The organism is Starkeya sp. ORNL1 (genome assembly GCF_012971745.1).
GTDB lineage: Bacteria > Pseudomonadota > Alphaproteobacteria > Rhizobiales > Xanthobacteraceae > Ancylobacter.
The window spans coordinates 1,468,739-1,489,690 of record NZ_CP048834.1; the positions used below are offsets into that span (position 1 = coordinate 1,468,739).

The window sequence follows — 20,952 nt, forward strand, 5'->3', positions numbered from 1 at the left end:
CCCTATCATTTGTAGGATCGCGCCCTCTCTCGGGGGCACCCGGCCACCTGCTGCGACCGTCACGCACTCTCGTCGGGGTCGGCATGCGCGATGTTGCCGCCAAGGCCCGGAACATGATTTGCGGTCGCACCCGGCGGGTAGCCGAACCGGTGGCGAAATGCCCGCGAGAAATAGGTGTAGTCGCGAAAGCCGCACGCATAGGCAATCTCGCTGAGGGGCTGGCGTGTATTCGTCAGCGCCCGCCGCCGCAGAAGACATGCGGCGTGATCCAGCCGGAGCGCATGGATGCAGTGACTGCAGCTCAAGCCGCGCACCGTGAACAGCTTCTGCAAATAGCGTAGCGAGATCCCGGCTTCGGACGCCGCCTGGCACGGGCCGAAGTCCGGATCGGCAAAATGATCCTTTATGATGCCGCGGACACGGATGAAGAGCTTGTCGGAATGGAGCGACACCGGCCACGGATCGGAAGGCGCGAACAGCGCACCCACCAGATCGTAAACCGCAAGGCGCATATAGGAATCGGCCGGCGAGGCTGCCCCTCCTTCAGCTTGCTCCGCGTCCCGCACAAGCTCGAACAGCAGGCGTCCGGCCGACGTTCCACGACGCCGGCAAATTCCGCCCTGAGGGTCAAATCCAAGGTGTGAGGCGAGTGACTGGCGCGGCAGATTGAGCGTCACGCAGTTCCACAGCGCGCGTTCATCGTCGGCGAGATAGGTTACCGGCCGGGTCGCATCGACGAGCACGACGTCCCCTGCCGACAGCCGCACGGCCTGATCATTGTGGCTCATCGCGGAATGCCCGGCGACCTGAAAGACCGCGAAATAATCGTCGACGCCATCAAGGCGAATGTCACGGCGCGTCCGCTCTACCCGGTGCGCATTGGAGCCGATATCCAGGGCTGCGAAGCCGCATACGTCGAGGGGACGTACCCAGCCGGCAAAGACGTCTGGTTCGAAGCCTTCCGGGTTGTACCGCCCGCACATCGAGAGCAGCCGATCTCTCCATGCCTCGTAGTCCAGTTGCGGCTCGCCAGGAAGTTCGTCACCCGGATGCATCATTGCCTCCAATACGTGCTAGGCGGCAGGCACTTCGACGGCAAGATCTGGACGATCGTGAGGAAAGACGCCTGATCTGTCCTCTCGCGATCGACGAGATCATCTAGATGGAATACCGCTCTCGTGTTCGCTAGGTCTTGCGTCGAACTGCGCATCGGCCTGCCCCAGCGGCAGCTACACTTCCAACCCATGCCGCTTGTTGATGCCGACATCATCAAGCTCTACGCACCATCGCGGTTCCGTACTTGCCCGGGATTCCTGCATGTGGCGGCTTCGTACCGTAGTTGGTGGCCCCGGCGCGCCGCGCCGGGCGCAGCGTGTGCGCGCCAGTACAAGTGACGGGGCGCGATCGCCCCGCGACACGCCGTGCCGGCGCACCTAGGTTCGTCACACACGTATCGGCCCCACGCTCGCGATCGCTGCTCCGCTCCACCGCAGAGGCCGAAGTTTCCGGAGTTGCTTGATGGAAATCGTCATAGAAGAGCTCACCACCTGCCAGGTCGTCCAGCAGGGGGACGCGATCTTGCTTGGTTTCGTCGACGCGGGCGGCGACCCGGTGACCATCCGACTTTCTCTGGATCAGGTCGGCGCGCTGGCAATGACGCTGCCCGGGCTGATCGACAAGGCGTTGCAGGCGCGCTTCGCGGACCAGAGCCTGCGCTATACATACCCACTCGCGTCGTGGGCCGTCGAGCAATCGTCCGACAAGGCGCAAGCTCTTCTCACACTGCGGACGGAGGATGGCTTCAGCGTCTGCTTTTCCATCCCGCGCCAGCAGCAGATCGAACTCGGCGAGGCGTTGATGGCGCGGGCGACGCCGAAGATGACGTCACGTAAGAACTAGAATTTATCTTGATTTTCCTATTTAACCCCAACGACAAAGTACGCCCTAAAGTAGATTCTCTACAGTTCTTATCACTGCGTGCAGATCGCCCTTGCGAGCACGGTACATGAAACGCGCGTCCAGAGCCTGACCGATATCCCGGAATGGACCGTCATCCCTGGCCTTGTGCCAGGGATCTCGATTCATCATGGCGCATCGGGAATCGAGATGGCCTGCACAAGGCCGGCCATGACGTGGGAAATGGCCCGCTTAACCTGCCACCGCTGAATTATGAGTTAGGTCCTCAGGGCACCGCCTGAGCATGGCCACGCCCCCCAGGCGGTCATGGCGAGAATCTGGCATCGCGAGTCAAGTTCCGCAGCAGTTAAACCAAGCAGCGCGACGCGCAATGCGCGCCAGTACGATTGATGGGGCGCGATCGTCTCACGACACTCGACATTCGCAAACCTAGATTCATGAGTGGCATCGATCGAGATGCGTTCACGGATCAAGCGGAGACATCAATGACACCGATAGCGACTTTGAGCGAAATGACAAAGACAGCTGCGGATCCGCTCTCCACAACGGCGCGCCCCCTGACCGGGGATGAGTATATCGAGAGTATCCGCGACGGACGGGAAGTCTATCTCTACGGCGATCGTGTTGCGGATGTGACCACGCACCCCGCCTTCCGCAACTCGGTACGGATGACGGCGCGGCTTTACGATGCATTGCACGACCCCAGGACCCGTGACGTCCTGACCTGTCCAACCGATACCGGCAATGGCGGCTATACGATGCGCTTCTTCCGGGCCGCCCGCTCGGCAAAGGACCTGGTCGGCGACCGCAACGCAATCGCCGCCTGGGCCCGGCTTACCTATGGCTGGATGGGGCGCAGCCCCGACTACAAGGCGTCCTTCCTGGGAACGCTCGGCGCCAATGCCGATTTCTACGCGCCCTTTCAGGACAATGCCCGTCGCTGGTATCGCGTGTCGCAGGAAAAGGTCCTGTACTGGAATCACGCGATCATCCATCCGCCCGTTGACCGCAATCGCCCTCCGGATGAGGTCGCCGACGTCTATGTCCATGTCGAGGAAGAACGGGACAACGGCCTGATCATCAGCGGAGCGAAGGTTATCGCTACCGGCTCGGCGATTACTCATATGAACTTCATCGCCCATTACGGGATCATGCTCAAGAAGCGGGAATACGCACTTATCTGCACGATCCCGACGGGCGCGCCAGGGATGAAGCTCATCTGCCGCCCGTCCTATGCGATGACGTCCGCCGTCATGGGCAGCCCGTTCGACTATCCTCTGTCGAGCCGGCTGGATGAAAACGACACCATCTTCATCCTCGACCGTGTCCTGGTCCCCTGGGAGAACGTGTTCGTCTATGGCGATATCGAGAAGGCCAGCACCTTCTTCCCGCGATCAGGCTTCCTGCCGCGTCTCACCTTCCAGGGCTGCACGCGGCTTGCGGTAAAGCTCGATTTTCTCGCCGGATTACTTCTCAAGGCCGTGGACATCACCGGTACCAAGGAATTCCGGGGTGTCCAGAGCCGGCTGGGGGAAGTGTTCGCCTGGCGCAACATGATGTGGGCGCTGACGGATTCGATGGCCCACAATCCGGACCCGTGGGTCGGCGATACGGTCCTTCCCAATACGAACGCTGGTCTTGCCTATCGATGGTTCATGACGGTCGGGTATCCGCGGGTCAAGGAGATCATCGAGCAGGATCTCGGCAGCGCGCTCATCTACTTGAACTCCCACGCCGCGGACTTCAAGAACCCCAACGTCCGCCCCTACCTCGACAAGTATCTTCGAGGCTCCAACGGCTACGACGCGGTCAATCGGGTCAAAGTAATGAAACTGATTTGGGATGCCATCGGCTCCGAATTCGGCGGTCGCCACGAGCTCTATGAGCGCAACTATGGCGGCAATCACGAGTCCATCCGCACCGAGATCCTTGCCGCGCAGGACGCCATGGGCCTCACCGAAGCCTATCGCCAGTTCGCGGACCAATGTCTCGCCGAGTACGACCTCGATGGCTGGACTGTTCCCGATCTCGTCAATCCCGACGACGTCAACATGATCGGGAAGTTCAACCCACAGCCTCAACGCGGCAGATGAGCCGTTTATCGAGCGGAGAGAACGACAATGACCGTCGAACGCACAAGGCTCATCCTCGAGGATCTTGAGCAAACCCTCCTGCAATTCATGCGCAAGCATAAGATCACCCACGATGAATATCGCCGCGCGACCGACATCCTCATAAGCACCGTCAAGGCCGGCGAGGAATCGCTGCTTTACGATGTCTTCTTCGAAGCGGAAGCGACGGATATCGGCAATATCGGCACGCAAGGCAGCATCGAAGCCATCGAAGGTCCGTTCTATCTGCCGGACGCTCCCAGGCTGGAACGGCCCTATGTCCTGCCGCAGCGTTCCGAGGAAGTCGGAGACGTATTGTTTTTTCGTGGCCGTGTCACCTCGACCGATGGCCGGCCGCTGGCTGGCGCCGAACTGGACATGTGGCAGGCGGACGCCGAGGGCCTCTACTCGAACATCCATCCCGGCCTGCCCGCATGGAATCTGCGCGGCCGCTTCCATACCGCGGCCGACGGCACCTTCGAGGTGCGCACGATCGTTCCGCCGCCTTATGAAATCCCGAAGAACGGTCCGACCGGAGTGGTGCTCGATATACTCGGCCGGCTTTTCTTTCGCCCGGCGCACCTGCATGTGAAGGTCAGGCATCCGCAATATGGCGACTTGACCTCCCAGCTCTATTTCGACGGCGGTGAATACCTCAATAGCGACGTCGCGAGCGCCGTGCGTGACGACCTCGTCGCGCAACTGATCCGCTGCGACAATCCGAAGGATCTGGCGTCCCGTGGGCTGCACAAGCCCTATTTCGAGGTCCGCTACGACTTCGTTCTCGTGCCACAACAGGCCGAGAACCTTCGCAGAACGGCATGAAGGGGTGAGCAAATGACTGCTTTGCAAATCCCGGATCCGTCGTCCTGCTTTCGGCAAGCCATGCGGCGCCTGGCCGCCACGGTCTGCGTCGTGACCTGTGCCGACGAGGACAGCTGGCATGGCATGACGGCGACGGCCGTCACGTCAGTCTGCACGCAGCCACCGGCCGTGCTGGTCTGCGTCAACACCGCCACGGCGTTCCACGCACGGCTGTCCGCCTCGGGGACTTTCTGCATCAATCTGTTGAAGTCCTCTCACGTGCAGGTCTCGCAGGGCTTCGCCGGCGACCTCAAAGGCATTGAACGGTTCGAGCGGGGCAATTGGCGGCTCGCGCGCCGCTTGCCTTATCTCGTCGATGCCCAGGCCAATCTGTTCTGCAAGACGGCGTCAGTGGTGCACTTCGGAACCCACGGCATCTTCATCGGCTGCATCGAGCACGTGCGGTTGGCAGAGGACACGGCCCCTCTCGTCTATCAGGACGGCCACTACGTGACGACCTCGCAACTGGCGGGCAGCTGATCATTTCCGCTGCCTCGCCGCCGACCTGGCGAAGGCGACCAGGGCGGCGCTGGCGGCATGCGCACACGGACCGTCTGCAAGGACGATCGCAACCGCGGCGGAGGTCTCAATGACACCCCTGGGAGTATTGCAACATCGCGCCGACAGCGACCCCGATGGGGTGGCTTTCATCGCAGGCAATCACAAATGGAGCTACCGACAATTGGCGACGCAGGCCGCGCGCCTTGCGGGTGGGCTGGTCGCGCGCGGCATTCAAAAGGGCGATCGCATCGCCCTGCATATGCCGAACCGGCCCGAGCTGGCTGTTGCGCTCTATGCCTGCTTCCGCACCGGGGCTATCGCCGTCCCTGTGAACATCAGATTGAAAACGGCGGAGCTGGCGCCGCTTCTGCAGCGACTACAGCCGGCGCTCTATATCGGTGACGCCGATCTCTACAGCCAGATGGAGCCGATCGATTCCTCAATCCTCCGGCAAGATTGCCGCTTCATGGTCGGCAGCACCGGCCGCGACACTCACCTGCAGCCATGGACCAGCTTGCTGAGGGATGCCGCTCCCGACGCGCCATCTATATCGGATGCCCGTTCGCCGGCCGTGCTGCTTGCAACGGCCGGAACAACAGGCGCGCCAAAATTCGTCGTCCACACGGATGCAACGCTGGCCGCGGCGGCCGATCTCTGGAAGCACCTGGGACTTGAAGAGGGTCAAACGGCGGCTCTCTTCTGTCCCATGGTACATGCGAGTGGGCTGTTTACTTTCCTGGCGTGCATCCGGTTTGGCGCACCCATGGTTCTGCTTGAACGCTTCGATGCAGATCGTGTTCTCGATGCGATCGAGCTTCACCGATGCAACTGGCTGCTCGGCCTGCCATACATGTTCGCCGCCCTGCTGGAATGTCAGCGGGCTCGGCCACGGAACGTCGAAACGCTGCAATTCTGCCTGTCCGCTGGAGATGTCTGTCCATCGCGACTTCAGCAAGAGTTCACGCTGGTGTCCGGCGTCCCGCTTCGCTCCGTCTGGGGCGCGACCGAGGCACCGGGCTCCCTCGCCTACGGCCTGGAGCCTGGACCGGTCAGCCGCATTTCGCCGGTCACGCAGGTGCGCCTTGTCGATCACGCCGGCACGTCGGTGCCGCCGGGCGAGGTCGGCGAGCTGGTTGTTCGTGGGCCCAATGTCAGCACCGGTTACTGGGCCGGCCCCGGCCTGATCGAAGATATGCCGGAGCGCGGCTGGTACCACACGGGCGATCTCATGCGTCAGGACGACAAGGGTGATCTGTGGTTCGTGTCCCGCAAGAAGGACCTCATCGTCTCCGGCGGATCAAACATTTCTCCCGTGGAGGTCGAGCGTGTCCTGCTCGCCCATCCCGCTGTCGCGGATGCGGCCGTCGTCGGGATACCCGACGACGTGCTCGGGCAACGCGTGACCGGCTTTGTCCAGTTGCGGGAGGACGCGCCGCGGCAGATCCTGAATGACGTGCTCGACCGGCTCAGGGCAGAGCTGGCGGACTACAAGGTGCCGGAGCGCCTGCACGTGGTGCCCTCAATTCCGCGTAACGCTCTGGGCAAGACCGATCGCAAGGCACTGGCAGCCATGATTGTTTGCCAAGGCCCCAATCGAACGCCGAAGCCTCGAACGGCACCGCGTCGCTAGAGCATTTCCCGATCAGATGGAATCATCTGATCGAAGAGGAATTGCTCCAGTCTTTTGAATCTAGAGCACTCATCTGTCGTTCGGATGTTTCCATCCGAACGGAAAGGGCTCTAGGAGATCAGTGTCCGCTATTGCAATGCGGACTTCGCGCGCAAGCGGCTGTCATTCTTGCAGACCGCTATCACGGTGTTGCGCAACCAGCGATGGACCGGATCAGCATCCATGCGGGGATGCCACGTTGCCGACACGGTGATCTCGGGCGTCGGAACCGGGAGCGTGAAGCCCTTCACGCTTTCGGCTGCCTCGCCGGCGTCCGCTCCGGCAAGGCTGCTGAGGAATGTGTGCGTCACAAGCGCGATCAGGTCCGAACATCGCGCAATTCGTACTGCATCCGGGAATCCTGGCACGACCGCGACCACGGCGCGCTTCAGCCCGAGTGTCTCCAGGGCATCATCGACCGGCCCCGTGCTCACGCCTCTGCGCGAAGCCACCACATGGCCACAAGCCGCGTAGCCTTGGGGCGTGATTTTTCGGCCTGCCAGGAGCGGATGTCCCGCGCGCGCAACACCGATGAATGTGTGCCGGAGAGCCGGCTGAGCATCGAGGAGAGCATTCCGAATTTGGTAAAGGTGCTCCTCTCCGTGCAAGGCGCTCCCGGGCTCCAGTATCTCGACTACCTTGGCCGCACCGTTCCTTGGTGACCGAAAGCACCGTCTGCGCCCATTTCAGCGTGCGCACAGCACTTGCAGCGGGCGTCTCGACACTCATGACATGCAGGGTAACGGCAAGCCCGCTCCTCTTCGATTTGACATTCTTCCTACTAGTTGGTAGGTAGAAACATGACAAACTCACCGACCAGGGCTGATGACATTCTGCGCTGCACGCGCTCCCTCATCATCAGGGGCGGCTATGACAGTTTCAGCTACGCCGATATTTCCAGTGTGGTCGGCATCCGCAAGGCGAGCATTCACCACCATTTCCCCAGCAAATCGGATCTGGTCCGTACCCTGGTCGCAAAATACCGCGAAGAGGGTGAAGCCGGGATCGCCGAACTGGAACGGCATGTCCCTGATCCGCTTGAGCAACTTCGCGCTTATGTCGGCTATTGGGAGAAGTGCATCACGGACGCGACCCACCCGTTCTGCGTCTGCGCCTTGCTCGCTGCCGAGATCCCGGTGCTTCCCGAAGCCGTCGTTCTTGAAGTGCGGGCGCATTTTCGACGACTTTCGGACTGGCTCACCTCGGTCCTGGAGCGAGGCGCCGCGCAAGGCCGCCTCGCGCTGACCGGGACCGCCAGGGCCGAAGCTGAAACATTGATGGCCACCGTCCATGGCGCGATGCTTTCGGCGCGCGCCTACGGCGACGCCACGACTTTTGGCGCAATAACCCGCCCCTTGCTGGAGCGCATCACCGCTTGAATCGGAGTTATCGAGGAAGGTGGACGCACGATCCGATTCCCTTCCGACTAGTAGATAGAACTTACCGTGCCTGGAGTTTTGCCGGCGGCAAACTGCTTGCTCGAACACCCCTTCCCTTCAGATGAGAAAGGCATTTTCCCATGTTCGGAATTTCTCCGCTTGGCTGGATCCACACACTCGGTAGCCTGCCGGCCATTCCCGTGGCCCTTTACATGTTTGCCCGCCATGGCCGGATCGTTCCTCGATCCACACCGGGCGTGGTCTATTTCGTCTCCATGCTTATCGGCGCCGCGACGGTCTTCCTCGTGGCACATCAGCCGGTCAGCTACGTCATCGGCACCGTGACCATTCTGGTCCTGCTGGCAGGTTACGGGGTCGAACGCATTCTGGGTTCCACGCGCGTCGCCAGATACATTGAAACCATCTGCCTCAGCCTCAGTGCGTTTCTCTTGATGGTGCCGACCGTCAGCGAGACCCTGCGCCGCGTTCCGGACGGCCACCCCTTGGTCACCGACCTCAAATCGCCGCTGCTGCTCGGCGCTCAGGCGGGGCTCCTGGCTATTCTCGTGATCGGCCTGACGGCCCAGATCATCTATCTGGCAAGGCGGGGCAAGACTGCCGCGCAGTGGTCATAACACCATACCGCCGGCACGATGGTTCGGTTTGCGGAGACGAGCAGGATCAGCCGCTAACACCGGCGATCGATGGTCAACGCCGTCGCGTTCGCCTATGGTGCCGCGCCTTTCCAGCCTGATTGTCTGTCCTCCGTGAAGCACCCCGCCCGTCTGCAAGCCACCCTCGACCTGCTGCATGAAGTCGACAGCGTCGCGCGTCCCGCCGATGCTGTCGTCTCCGCATGGTTTCGCGCTCGCCGCTCTATCGGCGACACGGATCGTGGCCAGATTTCCGAATTGCTCTACGCCCTGCTGCGACATCACGCACGGCTGGGCTGGTGGCTGGCGAAGCACGGCCGCGAAGCCACTCTGCGCAACCGGCTGCTGGCCTGGCTCGCCATCGGCGAGGGCAAGACGCGCGATCAGGTCCAGAGCCTGTTCAATGGTGGGGAATTGGCGCCTGCCGTCCTGACGGACCATGAGCGCAACTTGCTGGTGAAATTGCAGGGCAGCCCGATCGACCATCCCGCCATGCCGGACGAGGTGCGTGGCGAATGTCCATCATGGGCGCTCGCCGCCTTGCGGCGCCGGTTCGATGGCTCGTTCCAAGGCGAGATGGCGGCTCTGCTGACGGCCGCTCCGCTCGATCTGCGGGTCAATCCGCTGAAATCCACGCGCGAGGATGCGCTGCGCGCGCTCCGGGATATCGGCCTTCCGGCCGAGCCGTCGCGCATGGCGCCTTTCGGCATTCGCGTGAACGAGCGGCCTTCGCTCGCCAGCCTGCCGATGCTGAGAAACGGCGAGGTCGAGATCCAGGACGAGGGCTCGCAGCTCGTCGCCATGCTGGTCGATGCGCGACCGGGCGAACGCGTGGTCGATTTCTGCGCCGGTGCCGGCGGCAAGACGCTGGCGATCGCCGCGCAGATGGCAAACAAGGGCCACGTCGTCGCCTGCGACGTCCTGGACAGGCGCCTGAAGCGCGCCGCCGAGCGTTTCCGGCGGGCGGGACTGCACAATATCGAGACCCGGCCCCTGGCCGGCGAAACCGATCGCTGGGTAAAGCGTCACCGGGCCTCTTTCGATCGCGTGCTGGTCGATGCGCCGTGCAGCGGCACCGGCACCTGGCGGCGCAATCCCGATGCACGCTGGCGCCCGTTGGGACCGGGGCTTGATAATCTGCTGCCGCTTCAGGCGAGCATACTCGCCAGTGCCGCGCGGCTGGTGAAGCCCGGTGGCCGGCTGGTCTACGCCACGTGTTCCCTGCTGGCCGAGGAAAACGAGGAGCAGGTCGCCGCCTTCCTCGCGGCCAGCCCCGGCTTTCGTGTGGTGCCACTGCGCGAGGCGGCACCACAGCTGACCGATTCAGCCCATCCGGACTTCCTGTCGCTGACGCCCGCGCGCCACGACACCGATGGCTTCTTTGCCGCCGTCATGCAGCGCGACCCCACGCCGTCGTCGGACGAGTAGCGAGACGATCCGCCCGCGGACCGTTCACTTTTTCCGCGGGAACGGAACGCCCTTGGTGGTGAAGCGCTGTGCGGCCTTCGTGCGGCTCACGGGCCGCGGCGTGCCGGCGGCCTTGCCGGTGCCCGGCGGCTGGTGGGCCGGCACGAGCTGCTCCGGGCGCGAGCCGATCAGGTCGGCGCGGCCCATCAGTTTCAGCGCCTCGCGCAGCAAAGGCCAGTTGTCGGGATCGTGGTAGCGCAGGAACGCCTTGTGCAGCCGGCGCTGCCGCAGCCCCTTGACCGCCTCGACCTTCTCGCTCGCCCCGCGCCGCACGCCGCGCAGCGGATTGACGCCGCTGTGGTACATCGCCGTGGCAGTCGCCATCGGCGCCGGCAGGAAGGTCTGCACCTGATCGGCGCGGTAGCGGTTCTTCTTGAGCCAAAGCGCGAGGTTCACCATGTCCTCGTCGGTCGTGCCCGGATGCGCGGCGATGAAATACGGGATCAGGAAATACTTCTTGCCGGCCTCCTTCGCGGCGGCCTCGAACATCTCCCTGAAACGGTCGTAGGAGCCGATTCCCGGCTTCATCATCTTGTCGAGCGGGCCGCGCTCGGTGTGCTCGGGTGCGACCTTCAGATAGCCGCCGACATGATGCGTCACCAGTTCCTTGACATATTCGGGGCTGGTCACGGCGAGATCGTAGCGCACGCCGGAGGCGACCATCACCTTCTTGACGCCCTTCACCTCGCGCACCTTGCGATAGAGCCGGATCAGCTCGTCATGCGAGGTGTTCAGGTTCGGGCAGATGTCGGGGAACACGCAGGAGGGCAGCCGGCACGCCTTCTCGATCTTCGGATCCTTGCACGCCATCCGGTACATGTTGGCGGTCGGCCCGCCAATGTCCGAGATCACGCCGGTGAACCCCGGCGTCCGGTCGCGGATCCGCTCGATCTCGCGCAGGATCGAGCCCTCCGAGCGGTTCTGGATGATGCGGCCCTCGTGCTCGGTGATCGAGCAGAAGGTGCAGCCGCCGAAGCAGCCGCGCATGATCGTCACCGAGAACTTGATCATGTCCCACGCCGGGATCTTCGCATCGCCATAGGAGGGATGCGGCGCGCGGGCGTAGGGCAGATCGTAGACGGCGTCCATCTCGTCCGATGTCAGCGGGATCGGCGGCGGGTTCAGCCAAAGGTCGCGGTCGCCATGGCGCTGGACGAGCGGGCGCGCATTGCCGGGGTTGGCCTCCCGGTGCAGCACGCGCGAGGCTCTGGCATAGGCCTCGCGGTCCAGCTCGACCTCGTCATAGGCCGGCAGCCGGATCACGGTGTCGCCGGGCTGGCGGGTCGCGCCCTCATCGGCGGAATCGAGATCGTCGGCGCGCAGTTCCGTATAGTGCTCCGGCACGCGGCGGAACAGCGCGACGCCCCGGATGGATTCGAGATCGGACGGCGCCTCGCCCTCGGCCAGCCGGTTCGCCACCTCGACGACGGCCCGCTCGGCATTGCCATAGACCAGCAGGTCCGCCTTGGCGTCGGCCAGTATGGAACGGCGCACCTTCTCGGACCAGTAGTCGTAATGCGCGATGCGGCGCAGCGAGGCCTCGATGCCCCCGAGCACGACCGGCACGTCCTTGAAAGCCTCGCGGCAGCGCTGGGCGTAGACGATGGTGCAGCGATCCGGCCGCCGGCCGCCCTCCCCGCCGGGCGTGTAGGCGTCGTCGTGGCGCAGCCGGCGATCCGCCGTGTAGCGGTTGACCATCGAGTCCATGTTGCCGCCGGTGACGCCGAAGAACAGTTTCGGCTTGCCCAGCGCCTTGAACGGCTCTGCCGACTGCCAGTCGGGCTGCGCGATGATGCCGACCCTGAAGCCCTGGGCTTCGAGCAGCCGGCCGATGATCGCCATGCCGAAACTCGGATGATCGACATAGGCATCGCCCGTCACCAGCACGATGTCGCAGGCGTCCCAGCCGAGCGCCGTCATCTCGGCGCGGCTCATCGGCAGGAAGGGCGCCGCCTCACCGGAATGCGCGCGGTGGTGGCTGGGCCCCGACATCAGGGGTTTTACGGCATAGGCTTGGGTTTCCATGGCGCCCACGGATAAGGCTTCGCAGCTGCGAATTCAACTAATGTGGACGTAGGTGCGTTCAATGCTGCGATAGCCGCGCCCGAGGGTTCTCGGGGGATGAGCGGCACGCGATGTTCCGTGACACGGCGGCGACGGCGAACATGGAGGCCGTGTAAAGCAGCTCGGGGTCGAAGGTCATACCCTTCCGGACTCCGGTCAAGGCTCCCCAGCAATACACCCGGACCGAGTGGTTGAAGAGCAAATCACTCTCGGTATCGCGGATGAACTCCGTCACTTCGCGCGCGAGCGCGCTGTCCGGAATACGCACTTCCAGTATGTCCTTGAGCACCATGATATTCCCCATGGTCATTTACCGCTGTCCGGGACTCGCGAGACCTGACCGCCACCCGGTTCAGGTAGTGATCAGGAAGCGCCGCGGTCGGTTCGGCAAAATTGCGCCAGGCAGCCCCTGCCCTCCGCCGGCAGCCCACGTCGTTTTGCGGATCAGGCTGTAAAGGGCGGCCGTGGCCAGTAGACCATCACATGTCGCTCAAGGCCGGCACAGCACCGGCCTGGTTTTCGACGACGGCCTGCGGCGTGTTCCGGAAGCCGATGGCCAACCGATTGTAACCGTTCATCGCCACGATTGCGAATGTGAGGTCGACGAGTTGCTTCTCGTCGAAAACGTCGCGCGCCGCCTTGTAAGCGCTGTCCGGCACTCCGGTCTCGGCGACACGCGTCACACTCTCGGCCCAGGCAAGCGCTGCGCGCTCGGTCTCGCTGAAGAGGCTGCCGGCTTCCTGCCAGGCCTGCACCAGCGCAATCTTCTCGAGCCTCACCCCCCTCTTGATGAGGTCGCGGGTGTGCATGTCGAGACAATAGGCACAATTGTTGATCTGCGAGATCCGCAGATAGACGAGGTCCACCAGTTCGGCGGGCAGTCCGCTCTGCATGACGTAGCCATAGACGCCGCCGAGCGCCTTGGCGCCATTGGGAGCGATCTGGTTGTAGTCGAGCCTCATGGTCATCATTCTTGTCCGTACGGTCTTACTTCACAGGGGTGGTGAGCGCCTTGTCGTCGGAATCGACGACGAAGACCGCGAGCAACTTCGCCGGCCTGGTCTTGCTTGCGTTGCGGCTGATCGAATGGGTTGAGTTCGGCGGTTCGGACCAGCTTTCGCCGGCCTTGTAGATGCGGGTCTCGCCGTCATTCACCTTCGATTCGATCTCGCCGGAGATGACATAGGCGTAGATGAAGGCGGACTTCGCATGCATGTGCGGCACGGAGGCCGCGCCGGGTGCATACTCGACTTCCAGAGAGACGAGCGACTTGCCGGGAATATTCGGAATCGCCTGTTCGAATTTGGGCGTGACCGTTTCGGCCTTGCCGCCATGCGCCAGGGCGGAACCGGCGATCGTCACGGCAAAGGCGGTGCTGGCAGCAACGATCAGGGTGCGGATGCTCATGGGCTTTCTCCTTCTCCAGGCCCAAAGATGCCTCCTCTTGGGCTAGAATGAAGGACCAAGAACGCGAAGAAATCATGTACCACGGGGCCATGAACGAGACGCTGCAGCTGAAAGTCGACCGCACCGCAAAGCTACCTCTGGCGGAGCAGATCCGCAGGGGCCTGGCCGCAGCCATCGAGGGCGGAGTGCTGGAGGCCGGCGCCCGGTTGCCGTCATGGCAGGATCTCGCCGCCCAACTCGGTGTCGCGCGCGGTACGGTGCGGACCGCATACGAAAAGCTGGCCGCCGCCCAGTTGATCGAGGCCTCGCGAGCCGCCGGCACGCGCGTCGCCCAGCGTCCCCGGACTCTCGTCAGCAGCGAGCAGCCGCCGGATGCCGGCTCGTTCATGGAGATCTATCGGGAGATGACGCAGGGGCCTGCGCTCTTCCAGATGGGCATACCGGCAACTGAGACCTTTCCGGCGACGCTGTTTGCGCGCATTCGGGCGCACGCGGTTCGTGCCGAGGCAAGCGTTCCACCTCTCTATCCCGATCCGCGCGGCGAGCTTGAACTGAGGCGGGAAATCGCAGGCTATCTCGCGATCGCTCGAGGCATCACCTGCTTGCCGTCGCAGGTCATCATCACGGGGGGCTTCGGCGCGGGGCTCGGGCTGGCGCTCAGCGTTCTGGGCTTGGGCGGGCAAACCGCCTGGATCGAAAACCCCAGCTTCCCCTGGACCAGGAAAGGGCTTGAGCTCGCCCGCCTGTCCCTCGCCCCGATCCCGGTTGATGCCGACGGTATCGATATCGATCACGGCTTGCACCACCATCCTGACGCCAGGCTCGTCCTCGTGACCCCTGGCCAGCAGGCGCCTCTCGGTTCCACCTTGTCGCTTGAACGGCGCCTTCGCCTGCTTGAGTGGGCGGCCGCACACCAGGTTTGGGTGATCGAGGACGACTATCTGAGCGAGTTGCAGCTGTCAGGCAGGGCTGCGCCTGCGCTCGCCTCGCTCGACCGAAACGGACGGGTCATTCACATCGGCTCGTTCAGCAAGACGATCAGCCCGACCATTCGGCTCGGCTTTCTGGTCGCGCCGGTCGGGCTCGCCTCCCGGTTCGCCGACATGGCGGCGTGTCTCGCGCCGGCACCGGGTCCCGCGGTGCAACTCGCGACCGCCGAGTTCATGAGCGAGGGCCACTATATGCGCCACCTCCGCCGTACCAAGCGCGCCTATGCCGCCAAGCGGCAGGCGTTGCTTGAGTGCCTTCGGGCATCCGGTGCCGCCGATCGCCTTGCCACCCCCGGCCTGGCGGTCCTGTTGCGATTGCCAAGGGGAACGCCGGACTTGGCGGTGGCACGCGAACTCTATGCGTTCGGCATGTCGCCGGCACCGCTTTCGGGCTGGTATATGTCGCCGGACAGCGCCGAGTCCGGGCTTCTGCTCGGTGTTGCGACCGCGCCGACGCGCAATCTCGCCCGATCCTGCGATCGGCTCTTCGCGGTCATCCGCAGGTTCAGCTGACGGGCTTCGAGGCTGAACCGACAGCTGATCATTTCCAAAGCGGCTCCTGTCAGGCCAGTTGCTTCAGAGACTCGCGCGCCGAGCGGGTTCATCCACATACAAGGGATAGTCGGTGTACCCTGCAGGGCCCTCAGTATAAAAAGTCTTGGAATCCCATGCGTTGAGCGGCCAGTCATTGCGTAGCCGCTCGACTATGTCGGGGTTTGCCAGAAAGGGCTTCCCGATCCCGATGAGATCTGCCTCGCCCGCATCAATTGCGGCCTGCCCATTTTCCTTCAGGTAGCCGCCCGTGAGGATCAAAGGTCCCTGAAAGGCGCTGCGAAACGCCCGGAGGAAATTCTCAGGAATGGAGACGTCGTCAGCCCATCGGGTCTGGTCGCTGAAGTGCACATAGGCAATATGACGCTTCGAGAGTTCGGCCGCGAGCGTCAGATAGGTCTCGCCCTCGTCTTCGAATGCCGGCATCTCATTGTATCGGCCGAAGGGCGACAGTCGGATACCTGTGCGCTCGCCGCCAATTGCGTTTATCACCGCGTCGACCGTCTCCATCGTGAAGCGAATACGATTTTCAATCGAGCCACCGTAGCGGTCGTCACGCGTGTTGAGTGCTCCGTTGATGAATTGATCATGGAGATAGCCGTTGGCGGCATGGATCTCGACACCGTCCAGCCCAGCCTCACGAGCATTGCGCGCGGCCTGAGCGAACTCGCCGACGATCTGCGACACTTCCTCGGCCCGCAAGGCGCGTGGCTTGCTCTGTACCAGGAAGGCCGGTTTTCCGTCCTCGTCGAAGGCCATGGCGATTGCTTTGGTCGCTCCCGTGTCGGTGGAACTGACGGTCGGCTGACCGTTCGGTTGATGCGAGAAATGGCTTGCGCGACCGCCATGCCGGATTTGGCCGAAGATCACCCCGCCATGGTCATGAACCTCGTTGGCCACATGGCGCCACGCTGCGATCTGGGTCGGCGTATAGAGGCCAGGCTCGAACGCCCAGGTGCGCGCCCACGGGCTTATGGCGATGCTGCCGGTAACGATGAGCCCGGCGCCCGCGCGCTGCGAGAAATAGCGCGCCGTGTCGGCCTCCGGTGCCCAGTCGGAGTTTCGCGCACGCGATCGCTCCATCGGCGCCATGACAATGCGGTTCTTGAGGTGGACAGGTCCCAGATCATACGGGTCGAACAGGGAGGACATAAGACAGCTCCATTGGAGAATTGATGCTCCAACCGAGCTAATCCATCTTGCGGTTGCTTATTAGCTGACCTCGAATCGACTCACTGTTGCGCCTGGAGCTATAACGAGTAGATGGACACACGTTTCGATGGCATCGCGGAATTCGTCGCGGTGGCGCGATTGGGGAGTTTCACGGCGGTGGCTGCGGAGCTTGGCGTGACCAAGTCCGCAGTCGGGCGGGCGGTTTCGCGGCTTGAGGCCCGATTGGGCTCCAAGTTGCTCCATCGGACGACACGTCGGCTGATCTTGACGCCTGCTGGCGAGGCCTGGCTCGAGCATTGCGTCGCCGCGCTTGCCGAACTCGATCGCGGCGAGAGCGCACTCTTACTGGCCCGGGACACGCCAGGTGGCGAAGTGCGGATCGATCTGCCCACAGCTTTCGGCCGGCTGCATGTCATGCCAGTGCTGCTCGAAGCGGCTGAACGCTATCCGGCACTACATCTCAATGTGAGTTTCACAGACCGGCGGGTCGACCTTCTTGGCGAAAACATCGACCTCGCGGTGAGAATTGGCAATCTTGATGACTCGGCTGAGCTGATCGCCCGCCAGATTGGAGTCCAGCACGTGGTGATCGTTGGAGCCCCTGGCTATATCGCAAAGCGGGGCACTCCTCGGTCCTTGGCCGATCTTGCAGTTCACGATTGCATCGTAGGGCGACGGCAAGGACATCGCGTTGCCTGGTTGGTGAAACAACCGGATGGCTCGATCGCGCGGCATGCTGTTTCCGTCAAACATGAAATCCAGGATTTCGAGACGGTGCAGAGCGCGGTGAGAGCAGGACACGGCCTTGCGCAGCTTCCATTATGGATGGTTCAAGACGACATCCGCGATGGAACGCTGCTGACGGTGCTGGATGGGATGTCCGGCGGCGAGGTGCCGATCAACGTCCTTTGGCCACGCACCAAGGCTCTGCCGGCCAAGATAAGAGTTCTCGTAGACGCTTTGGTTCGAGGCCTGCGCGAACTATCGACTGCTATTGCCTAGGCGACATCGCCGTCACATCGCGGAGCCTGCGAAGTATGGTCAGCACCCCGTCCTCACTTCGACACCGACGCGAACACGCAGAATCCCGGCTGCATCAGACGCCCTCCAACTATGGAAGATAGACTTGGGATATCTTGCCATTCATCCCTGGATCAGACTTGCCGGTAAGCGGTCGTTGGAGGTTTCCGGCTGATCCATGCCAAACCGCTAGATCGGTCGAGCAGGTTATCGCCACGAGTGACTAGCTGGCGCCCCACGGAGGAAGGGACGCCCAAAGCGTCACCGCCACCGTGTGTGCGCTCTCAGTCCGGACAGGGCTGCCCGGCAGCTCCCCATAGAGCCATGTCCTTGACATGATCCTCGAAGGTTCCCGGTGGAGTCGTGCGGCCGGCGCCGGGCTCCCATCCCCTGGGGATGAATCCGTTTAGCGATGCATCGTGCCGCAAATGCTCAACGAGGCCGACAGCGTCGCGACCGCCATTCCGCTTGGAATCCTTAAGTTGGGCACAGATCTCGGCGCCACTCTTGCCAAACCAGATGAATTCTACGGGTGCAAGCTGCCAGTCGATGCCGGCATGCAAGGGCGCCGGTGCGGGGGGATTTGGCAATGATGAAGTGACATGGCACGTCGAGCACGGAACCGTTTCCGCTCCAATGCGGCTTTTTCCGCCATGGATGTTCATGCCGTGTACTCGGGATTTGCTTTCGCCGGCCGGCGTCCAGATCGGCACAGCCTTCGCATCGACATGGCAATTGGCGCAACGCGGATGCGTCACCACTGCCTCAATTCTCTTCCAGGCCTGCAGCCCCTCGCCCCGGCTGACGCTGCCCATTGGCAACGCATCTTTCGACTCTTCCTTGGCCAAAACAAAGCCCGTAAAGGCGAAGATTGATGAACTGGCAAATGCGAGCGCAATCAAAGATATCCTTCTCATGGCCCGCCCTCACACGAAATCGACGAATTTGTTGAAAGGCATTTCTCGGATGCGTTTGCCCGTCGCGGCGAAGATGGCATTGGCCAGCGCTGGCGCCGCAGGTGGCACGGGTGGCTCCCCGATGCCCCTGACCGTGTAGTCGTTCTCAAGACCGCGCACCTCGATCACCGGGCATTGATACATGCGCATGGATTCGTGGTGGTTGTAGTTCGTCTGCTGTACCGCCCCCTTGGCATAGGTGAGTTCGCAGTTCATGGCGTGGCCAAGACCCCAGACGACGCCGCCCTGGACGAGATTCTGGAAGTTGACAGGATCCACCACCTTGCCGACATCGGCTGCCACCCAGACCTTGTCGATCTTGATGCCCGCGTCGGTCATAGTCACTTCGACGATCTCGGCGACGGCCGTTCCGAACGACTCGACAAACGCAACGCCGCGGCCCTTTCCGCTTCCAAGCGGGCCCTTCCAGTCCGCCATCTCGCCAACGGTTTCCAGCAGCTTCCGGTAGATCGGAATCCTGCACATCGCGATGCGCGCCGTGAGCGGGTCGAGCCCCGCGGCGTGAATCAATTCGTCGATGAAACCCTCGGTGAAGAATCCATTGGCGGATGCCCCTACGGACCGCCAGGTCGTGGAGGGTGACAGTCCTTGCACTTCGAAGCTTGTCGCCCGGTAATTCGGGATGTCGTAGTAAACGTTCCAGATTCCGACCCCCAGCTGGCCATCGGGGTCTTTCGAGGGTGAGCCCATCCTTGCCAAGAGCTCCTTGAACGGCGCTGTTGCGGCCACCTGCAAATCAGCCGCGACGATCCTTCCATCCTTGACGCTTCCCCTGCAGCGGCCCATCGCGATCTGCCGGGGAATGTCCTGCAGGAAGTCCTCCTCCCGCGAGAAGATGAGCTTCACCGGCGTCCCGCGCAGCTGGTTCGCGATCTCGGCAAGCACTCTGATATTCTCGAATTCGAGCCGATGCCCGAAGCTGCCGCCCATCCATTCGTTATGAAAGGTCACTTGTTCCGGCTTCATGCCGATCGCCGTGGCCGCGATGTACTGCACGGATTGCGGCGTTTGGTGGCCAACCCAGATTTCCATTCCCTTGTCGGTAACGATGCCTATGCCGTTGAGCGGCTCCAGCGGCTGATGGCCCACATAGGGTGCGCGATATTCCGCCTCGATCAGCGTCCCGTCTTTCAATCCAGCGTCGATATTCCCGTCGTTGCGCCATTCCTTGGCGAGGAACTGTGGAGTGAAGGATGAGGCCACGGTTTTCCAATGGTCGGCCTGCTCGGCCGGATATCTGCTCGGCTCCCATACGCAGTCGACAAGCTCGGCCGCCTGCATCGCGTACCAGCTGTTCGTCGCGATCACCGCGATGCCATTCGATACCTTGAGGATCTTCTGGACCCCTGGCATCGACTGAGCTTTGCTTGCGTCGTAGGACTTGATCGGCTGACCCTTGTTGGGGTTCAGCTTGACGGCCGCGTACACCATGCCGTCCATCTTCCGATCGATACCGAACTTCATTTCGCCGGTGACTTTCGGACGGATGTCGAGCCGCTCCATCGGCTTGCCGATAAATCGCCATTGTGATGGCTCGCGGAGCTTGGCGACCACGACCGGCGTGATCTTCGCCGCATCGGCCGAAAGCGCGACATAGGGAATTTTTGTCCCGTTCGGCAGGATCACGTTTCCGGCCTCAGTGCGTAAGTCGGCCGCCGCGACTCCGCTGCGCCTGGCTGCGGCCGCCTTCAGCGTTTCCCGCGCGATCGCGCCGGCCATGCGCAGCTTCTCGTAAGTGTCGGGAATCGTACTGGAGCCACCGGTCATCTGCAGGCCAGCCTTCCTCAGCCATTCCAGCGCCGCCGCGCGAGCCTTCTCCGCTTCGGGGCTTTGGTCCGGCGCCATGAAGGGCGCGAGTTCGTGGGCAAAGCCGGTGTTGAAATAGGCGGGACTAGGTCCGGCGAAGCGAATCTCGAATTGGCCCGGCTCGACGTCCAACTCCTCGGCGATCATGAGAGGCTGGATGGAGCCGACGCCTTGGCCTTTGTCGGCATGCTGGGCAATCAGCGTGATTTTTTCCGGACTGATCTCGACCCACGGATTGAATGTAACCGAATTCGGACCGAGATCCGCCATCAGCGGATTCGTCGCGGCAGCGGAAGACGGTGCCTGTTGCGCCTGACCATACTGACCGAAGGCGACGCCACCAGCGACCGAGACGGAGCCGAAAACGAAGGTACGGCGCGAAAGACCTGGCATTTCGCCCATG

General features: G+C 62.7%; 19 protein-coding genes and 1 pseudogene. 11 read left to right on the plus strand and 9 right to left on the minus strand.

All coding sequences use genetic code 11. The features are described from left to right. Positions 1-59 precede the first annotated feature (59 nt). The gene (locus G3545_RS07185; RefSeq protein WP_170011230.1) at positions 60-1,055 is read right to left on the minus strand and encodes a helix-turn-helix domain-containing protein; all 996 of its coding nucleotides are present in this window, start codon (positions 1,053-1,055) and stop codon (positions 60-62) included. 463 nt (positions 1,056-1,518) lie between these two features. On the opposite strand from G3545_RS07185, the gene G3545_RS07190 reads away from it, so the two are divergent. From G3545_RS07190 to G3545_RS07210, 5 genes are all read left to right on the plus strand, one after another. Continuing rightward, positions 1,519-1,899 carry a hypothetical protein gene (locus G3545_RS07190; RefSeq protein ID WP_170011231.1) on the plus strand — a complete coding sequence of 127 codons (381 nt, stop codon included), beginning with the start codon at positions 1,519-1,521 and terminating at the stop codon, positions 1,897-1,899. Between the two features lie 530 nt (positions 1,900-2,429). Further along, entirely contained in the window at positions 2,430-4,010 is a 1,581-nt protein-coding gene (locus tag G3545_RS07195; RefSeq protein WP_206151447.1) for a 4-hydroxyphenylacetate 3-hydroxylase N-terminal domain-containing protein, read from the plus strand. Positions 4,011-4,037: 27 nt separating this feature from the next. Continuing rightward, complete coding sequence (locus G3545_RS07200) at positions 4,038-4,853, plus strand: dioxygenase (protein WP_170011233.1); 816 nt, start codon at positions 4,038-4,040, stop codon at positions 4,851-4,853. Positions 4,854-4,865: 12 nt separating this feature from the next. After that, complete coding sequence (locus tag G3545_RS07205; RefSeq protein WP_246702729.1) at positions 4,866-5,372, plus strand: flavin reductase family protein; 507 nt, start codon at positions 4,866-4,868, stop codon at positions 5,370-5,372. Positions 5,373-5,481: 109 nt separating this feature from the next. Beyond that, positions 5,482-7,023, plus strand: coding sequence for a class I adenylate-forming enzyme family protein (locus tag G3545_RS07210; protein ID WP_170011234.1), 1,542 nt, complete (start codon positions 5,482-5,484; stop codon positions 7,021-7,023). 128 nt (positions 7,024-7,151) lie between these two features. On the opposite strand, the gene G3545_RS07215 is transcribed toward G3545_RS07210, so the two are convergent. Continuing rightward, positions 7,152-7,595, minus strand: a complete 444-nt coding sequence (locus tag G3545_RS07215) for a LysR substrate-binding domain-containing protein (RefSeq protein WP_246702871.1) — start codon at positions 7,593-7,595, stop codon at positions 7,152-7,154. On the opposite strand from G3545_RS07215, the gene G3545_RS29630 reads away from it, so the two are divergent. The 4 genes from G3545_RS29630 to G3545_RS07230 all read left to right on the plus strand — a co-directional run bounded on the left by G3545_RS29630 (position 7,518) and on the right by G3545_RS07230 (position 10,522). Beyond that, on the plus strand, positions 7,518-7,724 hold the full coding sequence (locus G3545_RS29630) for a hypothetical protein (protein ID WP_246702960.1): 207 nt from the start codon (positions 7,518-7,520) through the stop codon (positions 7,722-7,724). The genes G3545_RS07215 and G3545_RS29630 overlap by 78 nt on opposite strands. 138 nt (positions 7,725-7,862) lie before the next feature. After that, positions 7,863-8,441, plus strand: a complete 579-nt coding sequence (locus G3545_RS07220; RefSeq protein ID WP_170011235.1) for a TetR/AcrR family transcriptional regulator — start codon at positions 7,863-7,865, stop codon at positions 8,439-8,441. 140 nt (positions 8,442-8,581) lie between these two features. Further along, the gene (locus tag G3545_RS07225) at positions 8,582-9,076 is read left to right on the plus strand and encodes a hypothetical protein (RefSeq protein ID WP_170011236.1); all 495 of its coding nucleotides are present in this window, start codon (positions 8,582-8,584) and stop codon (positions 9,074-9,076) included. 69 nt (positions 9,077-9,145) lie between these two features. Further along, on the plus strand, positions 9,146-10,522 hold the full coding sequence (locus G3545_RS07230; RefSeq protein ID WP_206151393.1) for an RsmB/NOP family class I SAM-dependent RNA methyltransferase: 1,377 nt from the start codon (positions 9,146-9,148) through the stop codon (positions 10,520-10,522). Between the two features lie 24 nt (positions 10,523-10,546). Here G3545_RS07230 and G3545_RS07235 read toward each other — a convergent pair whose 3' ends face one another. The 4 genes and pseudogenes from G3545_RS07235 to G3545_RS07250 all read right to left on the minus strand — a co-directional run bounded on the left by G3545_RS07235 (position 10,547) and on the right by G3545_RS07250 (position 14,032). Next, complete coding sequence (locus G3545_RS07235; RefSeq protein WP_170011237.1) at positions 10,547-12,586, minus strand: YgiQ family radical SAM protein; 2,040 nt, start codon at positions 12,584-12,586, stop codon at positions 10,547-10,549. Between the two features lie 136 nt (positions 12,587-12,722). Next, positions 12,723-12,917: pseudogene (locus tag G3545_RS07240) on the minus strand (phosphohydrolase); the annotation flags it as partial. Positions 12,918-13,104: 187 nt separating this feature from the next. Beyond that, positions 13,105-13,593 (minus strand): carboxymuconolactone decarboxylase family protein, encoded by a 489-nt coding sequence (locus G3545_RS07245; RefSeq protein ID WP_170011238.1) that lies wholly within the window; start codon positions 13,591-13,593, stop codon positions 13,105-13,107. A 19-nt stretch (positions 13,594-13,612) separates the two neighbouring features. After that, positions 13,613-14,032, minus strand: a complete 420-nt coding sequence (locus G3545_RS07250; RefSeq protein ID WP_170011239.1) for a cupin domain-containing protein — start codon at positions 14,030-14,032, stop codon at positions 13,613-13,615. An 89-nt stretch (positions 14,033-14,121) separates the two neighbouring features. Here G3545_RS07250 and G3545_RS07255 point away from each other — a divergent pair, with 89 nt between their 5' ends. Further along, entirely contained in the window at positions 14,122-15,534 is a 1,413-nt protein-coding gene (locus tag G3545_RS07255; protein ID WP_170017949.1) for a PLP-dependent aminotransferase family protein, read from the plus strand. A gap of 63 nt (positions 15,535-15,597) precedes the next feature. Here G3545_RS07255 and G3545_RS07260 read toward each other — a convergent pair whose 3' ends face one another. Further along, a complete protein-coding gene (locus tag G3545_RS07260; protein WP_170011240.1) occupies positions 15,598-16,725 on the minus strand; it encodes an alkene reductase in 1,128 nt (375 codons plus the stop codon). 111 nt (positions 16,726-16,836) lie between these two features. Here G3545_RS07260 and G3545_RS07265 point away from each other — a divergent pair, with 111 nt between their 5' ends. After that, entirely contained in the window at positions 16,837-17,748 is a 912-nt protein-coding gene (locus G3545_RS07265) for a LysR family transcriptional regulator (protein WP_170011241.1), read from the plus strand. A 302-nt stretch (positions 17,749-18,050) separates the two neighbouring features. On the opposite strand, the gene G3545_RS07270 is transcribed toward G3545_RS07265, so the two are convergent. Both G3545_RS07270 and G3545_RS07275 read right to left on the minus strand, forming a co-directional pair. Then, positions 18,051-18,683 (minus strand): hypothetical protein, encoded by a 633-nt coding sequence (locus G3545_RS07270; protein WP_170011242.1) that lies wholly within the window; start codon positions 18,681-18,683, stop codon positions 18,051-18,053. Positions 18,684-18,692: 9 nt separating this feature from the next. Continuing rightward, positions 18,693-20,951, minus strand: a complete 2,259-nt coding sequence (locus G3545_RS07275) for a molybdopterin cofactor-binding domain-containing protein (RefSeq protein WP_170011243.1) — start codon at positions 20,949-20,951, stop codon at positions 18,693-18,695. Position 20,952 lies beyond the last annotated feature (1 nt).